Consider the following 13185-nt stretch of genomic DNA (forward strand, 5'->3'; position numbering starts at 1 on the left):
GTGCCGAGGTACCCCTGCCCCGACAGCCTGCCGGGCGAGCCGATCCGCGCCGTCCTGGCCGCCGGAACGACCCTCTACCGCGTGCACTCCACCCACCGCTCCCCGGTCGCGTTCAACTCCGTCCCCGCGAAGGCGCTCTACGACGGCGGCCGGTTCGACGGCACGCCGAACGACGAGTACGGCTTCCTCTACGCCGGGTTCGGCCCCGGCGCCGCGCTCTGCGAGGTCCTGCTGCGCTCCATCCCGTTCGACGCGAGCGGAGGCCCGCGACTGCTCCAGCGGGCCGCCTTCGAGCGGCGCAGCCTGTCCGTGCTGCGACTGCGCGAGTCCGTCCAGGCGGTCTCCCTGATGTCCGGTACGGAACTGGCCGCCGTGGGACAGGACTCCTGGCTGATCCACGCCGAGGGCCTGGAGTACCCGCAGACCCGCGACTGGGGCCACTGGATCAGGGAGCGGACCAAGACCTGGTCCCAGGGCTTCGTCTGGCCGTCGAAGCGCGAGCCGGCCGACCGGGTCGTCGTGCTGTTCGAGGACCGCTGCGGCGACGCACCGCTCGAACCGACCGGCCACACCGTCGACTTCGGCACCGAGGAGGGCGAGGAATGGCTGAACGCGGCGCTCTCCCCGTACCTCACCCGGACCTCCCCGAAGCAGCCCGGAAGGTGGCTCTGACATGGCGGCGGACTACGACCTCCACGTGCTGTTGTACGAGATCCAGGAGGCGTCCCGGGGCGGTCTCCTCCTCGCCCAGGACATGAACCGGATCACCGGTACGGTCCTGGACCACCTCGGCTGCGCCACCGGCGACGAAGCCTTCGAACTGCTCTACCGCGACTGGAAGGCGCTGCCGGCCGGCACACTGCTGTCCGGGATGCGCGCCGGCCAGATCATCTCCGTCCTGCCGCTGCTCCAGCTCGACCGCAACGCGCCGCTGCACGGCCGGGACGCCGAACTGCTGGCCGCCGCCAGGTCGCACGGGCCGACCGGGAAGCCCTGGCAGACGGACATCGGCGCGCTGGCCGCCGGGCTGCAGGCGCGGGGCGACCTGACGTCCCCGGCCGAGCTGGAGCGGACCCTCGCCGAGGTGGACCGCCTGCTCGCGGACGTGCCGCAGGACGGCGATGCCCACGGCGCGCTCACGTTCATGCGCGCCTCCCTGCTGTTCAACCTCGCCCAGATCGCGGGCGGTCAGGACGACTTCGACGAGGCGGTCGACGAACTCGTCCGCCTGGCGGACCGACCGGTCTTCGCCGCCCCCGGGACGCGACAGGTCTTCCCAGCGCAGCTGGCGATGTTCCGATCCAGCCAGGCCACCCGCCGCGAGGACGAGCCCGCGCTCGCGCAGGCGATCCGGGAGATGGAAGCGGCGCTGGCCGAACTGCCGCCCGACTTCATGGACCGCGCGAGCTTCATGACGGTGATCGACACCGCCAAGTACAACCTCCGCGCGCTGCGGGCCCGACGCGGCGGCGAGGGGGACTGGAAGCTCACCCCCGACGCCCTGACCGCCCCGGCCCCGATCGAGGAGATCCGCCGGCACTGCGCGCTGCTCCCGCCCGGCCCCAGGGCCGACGCGCTCACGGATGCCGCGATCGGCCGCAGTGCGCACGCGCTGGCCGCCGGGGACGGGGTCCTGCTGGCCGAGGCGATGGCCCTCGTGGAGGACGCGCTGGAACTGACCGACCCGGACAGCGACAACTGGACCCGCCAGACCCACCTCCTGGGTGTCGCCCACTGCGCGGCACCGGAGCTGGGCCCTATGCCTCCCGGTCTCCGCCGGCACCACCTGGACCAGGGCATCGCCCTGCTGAGACACTCCGCGCGGGCGGCCGGGGGACCGGAGCACACCCTCTGGGGCGCCACGACCATGAGTCTGGCCCAGGCCTTTCGCCGACGGGGCCGGACGCGTCAGGTCCGCGCCGGGTCCGCGGGCGGCGACCACGCGGAGTCCCGGCGCCTCGGCCTCGACGCCTTGCGGGCCCCGGCCTGGGGCGTCCTGCTGCAGTCGGGTACCGCCCACGCGGCCGAGGTCGCCCGCCTCGCCGGTGCGCAGGCCCGCGAGGTGGCCCGCTGGAGCCTCGCGGACGGCGCGTACGAGGACGCCGTCCGCGCGCTGGACGCCGGCCGGGGGCTCGCCCTGCACGCGGCCACCGTGAGCGCCACCGTGCCCGACCTGCTGGTCTCGCTGGACCGGGCGGACCTGGCCCGGGAGTGGCGGGCCGCCGGAGCCGAACCGGTCGTCGACCACGGCGCGGCACTGTCCGCGCCCGGTTCGCCCGCGGGGCCGTCGAGCCGCTTGCGGCGCCGGGTGCTGGAGACGCTCGCGGCCTCGCCGGTGCGCGGGCGGGTGCTGGAGACCCCGGAGCCCGGTGAGATCGGGGCGGCGCTGCGCGCGCTCGGGGCGACGGCGCTGGTGTACCTGCTGGCGGGCGACGACATGGGCCAGGGCGCCGCGCTGCTGGTCCACGCGAACGGCCGGGTCGAGGCGATCGTGCTGGACGGGCTCAGGACGGACGCCCCGCCGCTGACGCGCTACCGGGCCGCCGGGACCCCGGGACGGGTGGCCGGTGCGCCGCCCGGCGGGCCCGCGCCCGCCGGGCCCGCCGCCGGGACGGCCGCCGACCGGGCGGACGCCCTCGCGGAGCTCTGCGACTGGGCGGGGCGGGCGGTGATGGGCCCGCTGCTCGACCGGGTCGGCCGCAGCCCGGGCCGGGCGCCCACCCTGGTGCTCGTCCCGATGGCGGAACTCGCCCTGGTGCCCTGGCACGCGGCGCGCGTCACCGGGCGTCGCGGTCGGCGGAGCCGGGCCTGCCAGGAGGCCACCGTCTCCTACATCCCCTCCGCCCGGCTGCTGTGCGAGGTGGCCGCGCGGCCCGCGTCGGCGGCCCGTGAGGTGCTCGTGGTGGGCAACCCCACCGGCGACCTGCACCACGCCGGGGCGGAGGCCGCCGCCGTCCACCGCGACTTCCACCCGGAGGGCGCCCTGCTCGACGCCCGCACCGCGACCCCGGCGGCCGTCCGGGACTGGCTGCGGCGCCAGCGCGGCGGCGTGCTGCACCTCGCCTGCCACGGGACGGTCCGCGAGGGCGAGCGGCACAGCGCCTACCTCGCGCTGTCGGGCGGCACCCTGGCCGCCGAGGAGCTGACCGAGGACCTCACCGGCCGCCGTGCGCTGGAGCTGGTGGTGCTCGCCGCCTGCCGTACCAACGTCTCCGGGCGCGGCTACGACGAGGCCTACAGCCTGTCCACCGCGTTCCTGGTCAGCGGCGCGCGCTCGGTGCTGGGCTCGCTCTGGCCGGTGCCCGACGAGGCGACCTCGCTGCTGATGTACCTGACCCATCACTACCTGAGCCGGGAGGGCCTGTCGCCGGGGCAGGCCCTGCGCCGCGCCCAGGCGTGGTACCTGGACGACCGCCGGCAGGCGCCGCCCGGGATGGCTCCGGAACTGGCCGCCCAGGTGCCGGGCGTCCGGGCCGACGATCTGGTGAGCTGGGCGGGGTTCACGCACCTCGGCTGGTGAACCCCGCCCGGGCCGGCCCGGGTTCCTCGGCTCCTCGGCTCCTCGGCTCCTCGGCTCAGGGAACCTCGGTCCGTACCACCAGCGAGGCCGTCCCCCACCGTCCGTGGCCGCCCGGTGCCGCCCCGGCGACCCGGTCGCCGCTCGGCGGACCCAGGTGGACCAGCGGTCCGTTGTCGGCCGGGTCGGCCGAGCGGGCCGACCATCCGGTCCACGCGTCGAGCTGGAACGGCACGGTGTTCAGCACGTTCTCGGCCGCGATCACCTTGAGCACGTCGACGGTGGACGCCCCGCTGCGCGGCGGCTGTGTGTGGGGCAACTGGAAGCACACCGGCTCGTTCGCGCGGGCGACGCCCCGGTACCGACCGACGACGAAGTCGCCCGGGTAGTTGTCCGTCGTGGCGGCGTAGTCGGTGCTGAGGGAGACCAGGGTGCACCACAGGGTGCGGTCGGAGTCGTTGTGGATCAGGACCCTCAGCTGCGGGGGCCGGCCGTCCCGGGTGTACGAGCAGACGATCTCGCCGGTGCCGGTGCGCCGGAAGGTGCCGACCGAGGGGGAGTCGACGGTCACCCGGAGCAGGGTGGAGAGCCACGGGTCCGGGTTGGCGAGGTCCCTGATCCGGTGCCAGCGTGTGACGTGCGTCAGGAAGTCGGCCAGCCGGGTCGCGTCCGCCGCGGAGCGCAGCGGCAGGAACGGGGCGTCGCCACCGGCGCCCAGGACCTCGGCCGCGCCGTCGCGCAGCACCACGCGCAGTGGCAGGCCGTCGCCGCCGCGGGCGAGCAGCGGCGCGGCGGCCACCGCCCGCTCGACCAGCCGGACCGCGGCCCGGTCGTCCCCGGAGACGGTGACGGCCGCGGGCGGGAACGCCAGCGCGGACGGGGTCACCGGGTAGGCCGCGCCCGTGTCCTCCCGCCGGGCCCACGAGCCGACCGGGTCGACCAGCGCCGACTCCGGCCGCAGTTCGCGCACCACGACCTTCCGGCCGGCTCGTGAGGCGTCGGTGCCGGCGTCCGGGAGCAGGGTGAACTCGGCGCCGATGCGCCGGAGTCCGTGCGCCAGACCGCAGTTGACCTCGAAGCCGGCCGAGGTGGAACGGAGTACGAACGGGGCGGAGGTGAGCTCGTCGCCGTGCAGGAAGCGGCGGTTCTCGGCGCCCCGCAGCTCGGGGTGCTGGGGGCCGGAGGTGCGCCGACGGACCTGTTCCTCGGCGAGCGCGTGCAGTTGGCCGTAGGTGGTGTGCGGCCCGAGCCGCTCCAGGGCGTCGAGCAGGGCGTGGCTGAAGTGGCCGCGGTGGGTGCCGTCGATCAGCCCCTCGTGGGCCTTCTCCTGCGGCCGGCAGGCGGCGAGCAGGACGTGCCGGGGCGGCTCCGGGCCGGTGCCGCCCGCGCCCCGGGCGCCGGTCGGCGTGCCGGCGGACGGCCCGGTGGGCGGCTGCGTCGAGGGACCGGCGGCCGGCTCGGCGTCCCACCAGGGCATCCACTCCACGCCGCGCGTGGTGAGGCCCGGGTCGTCGTCGCGGCTCGCTCCGCCGGCGTGGCAACAGTCCAGGACGGCGACCACGTGCGTGCCGCCCCGGGCGAGTCCGTCCAGCAGCGGGCCGAGGGTGGTGTCCTGGAGCAGGGCCCGCCCGCCCTCGGTGAGGCTGTCGTGGCAGACCAGCGCCTGGTACCGGCCGGTCGCCTCGCGCGGGTCGCCGGTGGGGCGGGAGGCGCCGTGGCCGCTGAACCACAGCAGCGCGGTGTCGCCCGGCCCGCACCGGCCCAGGTGGTTCCGGATGCCCTGGCGCACCGCGGCGGTGCCGGCCTGTTCGTTGAGCAGCGTCCGGATCCGCGTCGGCGGTCCGGGTCGGCGGGTCAGCCAGGCCTCCACCGCGCGGATGTCGTTCTCACATCCCTTGAGCGGTTTGGTCGGGTAGCGGTCGATGCCCACGAGGAGGGCGTAGACGGTGCGCATGCGGTGATCCTTCCAGCCCGGGCCGGTCGGGCGCGGGTCGTTCGTCGGGCGGATGGTGGGCGGGTGGTGGGCGGGGTGCGGGCGGGCGGCAGTAGGGTGCGGCGCTGCAGGGTTGACTGGGTGTCGGCAAACGGGCAGCGCGCGCGTGAGGAACTTGGTGTGACGTACGGAAATCAGAACTCCTTTCCCCGGCGGGACGTTTCGCTGCGGCAGCGGTTCCGGGGTGAGGAGTGGCCGACCCTGCGGGAGCTGGTGGCGCCGGTGTGGCGGGCGGTCAGCGGGTGGGTCCTGGTGCCGGTGCTGTTCTGTCTGTGGCCGTTCCTGATGTTCCTGGGGCTCTACCCGATGGCCCGGTCGGCCCGCCGGCTGGCGCGGCGGGTGTTCACGGTGGCCGGGCCGCAGGGGATGACCGACCTGGCGGTGCTGCGGGTGCAGAGGGTGCGGGCGCGGCTGGCCCTCGCGGCAGGGTTCGTGGTGCTGGTCGTGTACGGGACGCCGGAGGACTGGGGAGGGATCGGCGATCAGGTGCAGCTGCGGCTGCTGATCACGCCGTGGCTGGTGCTGGTGAGCGCGCCGGTGGTGGTCGGGGTGCTGTTCCGGCTCGCCGGACCGGACGCGCGGCCCGCCATGCGGGCCCGGGTGCGGCCGGCGGTGCGGATGGCGCTGCAGTACGTGGGCGCCTGTTCGGCGGTGCCGGTGCTGCTGTGGCTCGCCGACCGGGTGCAGGGGTCGGTCCACACCCTGCTGCTCGGGCAGGTCTTCGACCTGCTGGTCCTGGCGGTGCCGATCTGGGTGCTGATGTTCGTGGCCTTTGCCTCGCCGACGGTGGTCCGCACCGCCTTCACCCTGGACCGGGCCCACGCGGCGCTCCCGCCGGTGCTGACCGGCGTGCTGGTCTGGGAACTCGCCCTGACCGGCCTGCTGTTCGGCGGTCCGCCGCCCGGCCCGCTGCCCGTCCAGCTGTGCGCCGTCCTCGGCGGACCGGCCGGCGTGACCGCCGTGGCCTGGTGGGAGGTGCGGCGACTGCGTACCCGCTTCGGGGTCTCCCTGCGCGGTACGGCTGCGGCGGTGAGCGCCGCCGGGTAGCGTCTACGGGGCCATGGTCAGGCCCGCTGAGGCGGCGCCGCGGCTGAGGACCACGGAGCGGATGTGGTCCAGGGCGCGGGCGTAGTCGGTGCGGCCGGGGGCGCGGTGGGTGGCTTCGCGCAGGTCGAGGACGCGGTAGGGCGGGCCGAGGTCGGTCAGCTGGGGGATGAACTCGGCCTTGGCGACCGTCCACCGCAGGCCGGGGGCGTTCGGCGGGGTGAAGGTGAAGCGGGCGATCGAGCTCCAGTTGCCGCGCGGGTCCTCGGCGCCGTCGTAGGTGAACATGTGGCCGGCGAGCTGGTCGCCGAGGCCGTACACGGCCCAGGTGTCGTTGATCTTCTCGTACGCCTGGGGGATGTGGGCGTGGGTGCCGAGGATCAGGTCGATGTCCGGTCGGCCCTCGCCCTGTCCGGTGGCCAGCTCGCGGGCCAGGGTGAGCTGTTGCTCGTTCGGGGTGTCCTGCCACTCGGTGCCCCAGTGGACGCTCACCGCGACGACGTCGGCGCCGTTCGCCCGGGCGGCGCGGGCGTCGGCGAGGATCCGGTCCCGGTCGATCAGGTTGACCGACCAGGGGCGGTCGGCCGGCAGCGGGATGCCGTTGGTGCCGTAGGTGTAGGCGAGGTGGGCCACGGTGGCGCCGCCGGCCCGGAGCAGTGCGGGTCCGCCCGCCTCGGCCTCGTCGCGGGCCGAGCCGGTGTGCGCCAGGCCGACGGCGTCCATGGCGTCGAGGGTGCGCCGGATTCCGGCGGGGCCGTCGTCGAGGGTGTGGTTGGAGGCGGTGTCGCAGGAGGTGTACCCGGCGTCCTTGAGGGCGCGGGCGACCTGCGGCGGCGACTTGAAGGTCGGGTAGCCGGTGAACGGCCCGCCGTCGGCGCCGTAGACGGTCTCCATGTGGCAGATGGCCAGGTCCGCGCCGCTGATCAGCGGTGTGACGCCGGCGAACATCCGGGTGAAGTCGTAGCCGGTGCCGCCGGCGTCCTCCTGGGCCTGCCGGATGATCTCGGTGTGCGGCAGGACGTCGCCGGTGGCGACGAGCGTGAACGCCCGCGGCCCGGTGGCGGTGGTGGCGACGGCGGGGGTGGCGGGGGTGCGGTCGTCGACCGGGGGAGGGATGGCCGGGGAGCCGCAGCCCGCGGCGGTGAGGAGCAGCGGGACGGCCAGCGCGGTGGCGGGTCGGTGGGGCAGGCGCATGGTCGACTCATCTCATGATCGGAAGGTGTCGCCGGCACTCCGACTATGCGACGCCCCGGCGCCTCCTCCGCGCCCCCACGCCCCGGGGTCACCCGAGGACGAAACCCGGTGACAGGTGTCCTGCGGGCAGGTTGACTGGCTCCCGAGGACGGAGATGACGGATGCGGACGGGTGAGGGACGGGGGCGGCAGGGTGGTACTGGCCAGGAAGGGGTCCCGCCGGATCGTCGTGGACGGTGTCGAGTACCGCTGGCGGGTGGGCAGGCGGCACCTGTGCTGCGACTACGAGGGCAGCACCTTGGGCTATGTGGCGGAAGCCGCGGTCGGCCCGGGATCGACGCTGGTCGTGGAGACCGGCCGTCCGGCCCTCGTCGGCCCGCGCCCGCTGCCGGAGGAGGTCGTCCTGCCGTGGGAGGTCGCCGCCGGCATCCGGGCCGCCCGGGCGAGGGGCTGGACGCCCGGCGCCGACGGCTCGCCGTTCCGGCTGTCCTTCTCGCCGGGAGCCGATGACGGCTCCGGTGCGCGGGCGGACTACGGTCGGGGTCGAGAGGTGTCGGAGGAATGAACCGGAGGGCGGACGGATGCGGATCACGGTGCTGACGGTGGCGGGCTGCCCCAACGCCCGGCCTGCGGTGGAGCTGGTCGAGGCCGCCCTGGAGGGGCGGGAGGCGGAGGTGGAGCTGGTCGAGGTGCGGGACGAGGCCGAGGCCGTCGAGCGGGGCATGTACGGGTCGCCGACCGTTCTGGTCGACGGTACCGACCCGTTCGCCCCGCCCGGGGCCGTGCCGAGCCTGTCGTGCCGGCTGTACCGGGGCGCCGACGGCACCGTGTCCGGCGTGCCGGGGGAGGCCGCCCTGCGCCGCGTGCTGGCCGGGGTCCGCTGAGCACCCGCGGTCAGCGCTCGGCGGTGGTGGGGGAGGCGCTCAGCAGGTCGAGCCGGGCATCGGCGGGGAAGCCCGCCGCGGGGCCGCCGGCGAGGCGGGTGAACTCCGCGATGCCGAGCAGCTGCCGCGGGCCCAGGCCGTAGTCGAGCGCGCGGGTGAAGTAGTGGCGCAGGGCCGCGGCGTCGAACGGCTCCCAGCGGGCCGCCCGTCCGCACAGCCGGTCCACCTCGCGCAGCCCGAGGTCCCGGGCGGCCAGCAGCTGGGCGTGGACCTCGCGCACGGTCGCCGGATCCCGCCGCACGAGGTCGCGGCGGGCGGCGAAGAGCGCGAAGACGAAGGGCAGCCCGGTCCACTCCCGCCAGAGCCGGCCCAGGTCGTGCACCTCCAGGCCGGCGGGCGCGGGGTGGCGCAGGGCGGCCCGCAGCGCCGGGTCGCCGATCAGCACGGCGGCGTCCGCGTCGGCGAGCATCACCGGCAGGTCCGGCGGCCGGACCCGGTAGCGGGGTTCGACGCCGAACCGCTCGCGCAGCAGCAGCCGGGCGAGCCGCACCGAGGTCTGGCTGGTCGAGCAGAGCGACACCGTCCGGCCGTCGAGCCGGGACAGCGGCACCCTGCTGACGATCAGGCAGGACATCACCGGTCCGTCACTGCCGACGGCGATGTCGGGCAGGGCGACCAGCCGGTCGGTGTTGCCCAGGTAGTCCGCCAGGCTGATCGGGCCGATGTCCAGCTCGCCGGCCACCAGGGCGGCTCCGAGCCGGCCGGGGTGGCCGGTGGTCAGGTCGAGGTCGAGCAGGCTGCCGGTCCTGGCCAGCCCCCAGAGCAGGGGCAGGCAGTTGAGGAACGCGATGTGGCCGACCCGGGGCCGTCGGGGGGAGGGGGCGGTCGTCATGGCGCCTCAGCGGGCCCGGTCGGCGGCGTCGCGGGCGACCGTCCAGGAGGGGTGGGAGTTCACCTGCGCGACGGTGGCCAGGGCGAGTTCCTTGTAGCCCCGCGCGATGGCCTCGGCCCGGTCGGCGGGCAGCGGACCGCCGTGCTCCGCGGCCCGGGCGATGATCTCCTCCGGTCCCAGCTCCCGGTTGCCCAGCACGATGGCGTTGACGGTCGGGCGGCGCAGCTCGTCGTACTGGCGCAGGGCGGCCACCGGGTCGTGCTCCCGGGCCAGGCACCAGGCCAGCACCCGGGCGTCGACGACGGACTGCGAGCCGCCGTTCATCCCCATCGGGAACATCGGGTGCGCGGCGTCGCCCAGCAGGGTGACCCGGCCGAAGCTCCAGCGGGGCAGCGGGTCGCGGTCGAGCATCGGGTACTCGAAGATCGCCGAGGAGCTCCCGACCAGGGTGGGCAGGTCGATCCAGGGCAGGCTCCAGCCCGCCAGGCCGGCGAGCGCCTCGGCCGGCGCGATGCGGCGGTTGGAGCGGTCCAGCGGTGCGGCGGACGGGTCGTGCCGCACCTCCAGCACCCAGTTCATCAGGGCGTCGCCGCCCTCGGCGGCGGGGTCCTCGATGGGGTAGGCGACGAACTTGGCGCCGGGGCTGCCTCCGGCCACGGCGATCGACCGGCCGCCGAGGACGTGCGGGTACGGCGCGACGCCGCGCCACATGTGCACGCCGTTCCAGTGGGAGGGGCCCTCGTGCGGGTGGAGCTGGGCGCGGACGGCGGAGTCGATGCCGTCGGAGCCGACCAGCAGGTCGGACTCCTCGACGATCGGGGCGCCGCTCGCCCGGTCCAGGAAGTGGGCCCGGACGCCGTCCGTGCTCTGCTCGAAGCGCCGGAACCGCAGGCCGGTGCGGACGGCGTCCGGCCCCAGGCGCTCGCGCGCGGCGGCGAGCAGCAGCAGGTGCAGCCGGCCGCGGTGGACCGAGTACTGCGGCCAGCGGTAGCCGGCGTCGACGCCGAGCGTCTCCTCCCACACCGGCGAGCCGGCCCGGTCGTAGTAGTTCAGCCGGCGCGGGCGCAGCGCGACGGCGTCCAGTTCGTCGGCCAGGCCGAGTTCGGAGAGCTCCCGGGCGGCGTGCGGCAGCAGGTTGATCCCCACGCCGACCGCCTCGATGCTCCGCGCCGCCTCGCACACCAGCGGCTCGAAGCCGGCGGCGTGCAGGCTCAGCGCGGTGGTCAGCCCGGCGATGCCGCCGCCCACGATGGTGATCCTCATCGGTGCGAGCCTGCCTTTCGTCGGCGCACCACGACGGGGACTCCCCGGCGGGGGCGCATGGCCATGATGCTGACCGGGGTCACCGGGCCGGCCGGCGTCAGTTCGGTCCGCCGGAGCAGCTCCACGAGGACGGTCTTGAGTTCGGCGGTCGCGAACGGCGCGCCGATGCAGCGGTGGCGCCCGCCCCCGAACGGCAGGAAGCCGGCCGGGGTGACCTCCCGGTGCAGGGGGTGGCCGTTCTGCCACCGCTCGGGGACGAAGCGGGAGGGCTCGGGCCAGACCCGGGACATCCGGTGCGTCACGTAAGGGCTGATCGCCAGCCGGGTGCCGGCCGGCAGCCGCCGGCCGGCGAACTCGACCTCCCGGGCCGTGACCCGGGGCAGGACGACCACCGGCGGGTGGAGGCGCAGCGCCTCCTGCACCACGCCGTCCAGGTAGTCGAGCTTCTCCAGCGCCTCCACCGTCACCGGTTCGTCGCCGAGCAGCGCGGTGACGGACTCCCGGGCCCGCTCCCACGTCCCGGGGGTGCTCAGCGCGGCGTGCACCACCCAGGCCATGGCGGCGCTGGTCGTCTCGTAGCCGGCCACGATCAGGCTGATCACCTGGTCCTGGATCTCGCCGTCGTCGAGCGGGCAGCCCTCGCCGTCCGTGGCCGCGAGCAGCGCGCCGAGGCCGTCGCCGTCCGGTTCGGGGTGGCGGCGCCGGTGCTCGATCTCGGCCTGGACCCGCTCGGCGACCCAGCGGCGGGCCCGTTCGGCCCGGGCGGTGACCGGGTTGGGGACGCGGGTGAGGAAGAGCTGCAGCCCGAGGGGCAGGTCGGTGGCGTCGAGGGCGATCTGCAGCCGGGCGCCGATGGCGTCGTTCTGGGCGGCCAGCCGGGAGCCGTAGAGCGACTCGACGGTGTTGCGGCGGATCAGCGCGCGCAGCTCGCGGTAGAGGTCGACGCGCCGGCCGGTGTCCCAACGGTCGACCGTCGCCGCGGTGTTGCGGGCCATCAGACGGACGTAGTCCTCGATGCGGCGGCGGTGGAAGGCGGGCAGCACCAGGTGGCGGCGCCTGCGGTGGCTCTCGCCGTCGCTCACCAGCAGGGCGCTCTCGCCGAGCACCGGCAGCATCACCTCGAAGGAGTCGCGCCAGGAGAACAGCTGGGGGTTGGCGAAGACGAAGGAGTTGGCCTCCGGCCCGAAGAGGAAGGTCGAGCGCTGGCGGCCGTACCCGACCTCCACCACGTCGCCGTGGACGCGCTGGGCGCGCAGCATGCCGGTGAACGGGTCGGCGGCGAACCGCAGCACCTCGGCGGGCGTGAGCCTGGGAACCGCCGCGGTGCTCATCCCGCCGCCTTCGCGGATCGGGCCGCCTTCGCGGAGCGGGCCGTCCCGGGTGGGGCGTCGAGCAGCTGCGCCACCTCGGGCAGGAGGCCGGCCAGCATCCGGCGCAGCGCCGGTACGCCGTGCGGCCGGGGCAGGTCGGCGGCCTCCAGGCAGTCGAAGGCCGTCCGCAGCCGGGCGCCCGCGGTGTCGGCGGCCCGTTGCAGGGCGCCGCAGTCGCGCAGCACGGCGAGCACCTCGGTGACCGTTCGGTCGTGGTCGCGGTCGTGGTTCTGGTCAGGAGTGGACAGCAGTGGGCGCAGCCGGTCGCCGGCCGTCTCCAGCCCGAAGAGGACGGGCAGGGTGTAGACGGCGTTGCCGAGGTCACGGCCGGCGCCCTCGCCGGGTGCGGTGAGGTCGCCGAGGTCGTTCCAGATCTGGAAGGCCACGCCGAGGTGGTGGCCGAAGGCGGCCAGGGCCCGCCGGCGGCCTTCGTCGGCGCCGGCCGCGATGGCGCCCAACAGCGCGCTGAAGGAGAGGAGTTCGGCGGTCTTGCCGGAGACGGCGGCGAGGTAGCCGGGGACGGTGCGGTCCGGGTCGCCGGTCGCGCGGAGTTCGACGAGCTGTCCGACGCAGATCCGCCGGGCGCAGTGCGCCGCGGCGGCGGCGGCCTCCGGGCCCAGGGTGGCGGCGAGGCCGAGGGCGGTGGCGAGCAGGTAGTCGCCGAGCACCAGGGCGGCGCTGTCGCCGTAGCGCGCGTTGACGGTGGGTACGCCGCGGCGGACCCCGGCGCGGTCGCACAGGTCGTCGTGGCAGAGGGTGGCGAGGTGGAGCAGTTCGACCGCCGCGCCCGCGGTGACCACCTGCTCACTGGCCGGGGTGTCGGCGCCGAGCAGGTCGGCGGCGCCGAGCACCAGGGCGGGGCGCAGGAACTTCCCGGGGTGGCGGACCAGGTGCTGCAGGGCGTCCTCGATCGCCGGGTCGTCCAGCGTCAGCTCCTTGACGACGCGGTCGCGGACGCGCGACAGGTCGCCGGCGAGCCGGGGGAGATCCGGGCCCTGCGGGGTGGGGCCGGTTCCAGCGGGCGGCATC

At 75.6% G+C, this 13185-nt stretch carries 11 protein-coding genes; 5 read left to right on the forward strand and 6 right to left on the reverse strand.

What is annotated here, in order from left to right:
* Together ABZW10_RS12355 and ABZW10_RS12360 are read left to right on the forward strand one after the other, a co-directional pair.
* Complete coding sequence (locus tag ABZW10_RS12355) at positions 1–672, forward strand: RES family NAD+ phosphorylase (protein WP_355363199.1); 672 nt, start codon at positions 1–3, stop codon at positions 670–672.
* Between the two features lies 1 nt (position 673).
* Complete coding sequence (locus tag ABZW10_RS12360) at positions 674–3520, forward strand: CHAT domain-containing protein (RefSeq protein ID WP_355363201.1); 2847 nt, start codon at positions 674–676, stop codon at positions 3518–3520.
* Positions 3521–3575: 55 nt separating this feature from the next.
* Here ABZW10_RS12360 and ABZW10_RS12365 read toward each other — a convergent pair whose 3' ends face one another.
* Entirely contained in the window at positions 3576–5471 is a 1896-nt protein-coding gene (locus ABZW10_RS12365; protein ID WP_355363203.1) for a caspase family protein, read from the reverse strand.
* Between the two features lie 159 nt (positions 5472–5630).
* Between ABZW10_RS12365 and ABZW10_RS12370 the strand changes: the two genes are divergently transcribed.
* The gene (locus tag ABZW10_RS12370; RefSeq protein ID WP_355363205.1) at positions 5631–6557 is read left to right on the forward strand and encodes a hypothetical protein; all 927 of its coding nucleotides are present in this window, start codon (positions 5631–5633) and stop codon (positions 6555–6557) included.
* 3 nt (positions 6558–6560) lie between these two features.
* Here ABZW10_RS12370 and ABZW10_RS12375 read toward each other — a convergent pair whose 3' ends face one another.
* Positions 6561–7748, reverse strand: a complete 1188-nt coding sequence (locus ABZW10_RS12375; protein ID WP_355363207.1) for a CapA family protein — start codon at positions 7746–7748, stop codon at positions 6561–6563.
* A gap of 171 nt (positions 7749–7919) precedes the next feature.
* Here ABZW10_RS12375 and ABZW10_RS12380 point away from each other — a divergent pair, with 171 nt between their 5' ends.
* Together ABZW10_RS12380 and ABZW10_RS12385 are read left to right on the forward strand one after the other, a co-directional pair.
* Entirely contained in the window at positions 7920–8312 is a 393-nt protein-coding gene (locus ABZW10_RS12380; RefSeq protein ID WP_355363209.1) for a hypothetical protein, read from the forward strand.
* Between the two features lie 16 nt (positions 8313–8328).
* Entirely contained in the window at positions 8329–8631 is a 303-nt protein-coding gene (locus ABZW10_RS12385; protein WP_355363211.1) for a thioredoxin family protein, read from the forward strand.
* A gap of 10 nt (positions 8632–8641) precedes the next feature.
* On the opposite strand, the gene ABZW10_RS12390 is transcribed toward ABZW10_RS12385, so the two are convergent.
* From ABZW10_RS12390 to ABZW10_RS12405, 4 genes are read right to left on the reverse strand one after another with little or no spacing between them, the layout of a single operon-like run.
* Positions 8642–9523 carry a menaquinone biosynthesis protein gene (locus tag ABZW10_RS12390; protein WP_355363213.1) on the reverse strand — a complete coding sequence of 294 codons (882 nt, stop codon included), beginning with the start codon at positions 9521–9523 and terminating at the stop codon, positions 8642–8644.
* 6 nt (positions 9524–9529) lie between these two features.
* Positions 9530–10786 carry an FAD-dependent monooxygenase gene (locus ABZW10_RS12395; protein ID WP_355363215.1) on the reverse strand — a complete coding sequence of 419 codons (1257 nt, stop codon included), beginning with the start codon at positions 10784–10786 and terminating at the stop codon, positions 9530–9532.
* Complete coding sequence (locus ABZW10_RS12400; protein WP_355363217.1) at positions 10783–12117, reverse strand: cytochrome P450; 1335 nt, start codon at positions 12115–12117, stop codon at positions 10783–10785. Before ABZW10_RS12400 ends, ABZW10_RS12395 begins: the two co-directional genes overlap by 4 nt.
* Positions 12114–13184, reverse strand: a complete 1071-nt coding sequence (locus ABZW10_RS12405; protein WP_355363219.1) for a polyprenyl synthetase family protein — start codon at positions 13182–13184, stop codon at positions 12114–12116. The genes ABZW10_RS12400 and ABZW10_RS12405 overlap by 4 nt, the downstream gene beginning before the upstream one ends.
* Position 13185: the final 1 nt, after the last annotated feature.

Source organism: Kitasatospora sp. NPDC004723 (assembly GCF_040609255.1).
In the GTDB taxonomy this organism is placed as follows: Bacteria; Actinomycetota; Actinomycetes; order Streptomycetales; family Streptomycetaceae; genus Kitasatospora.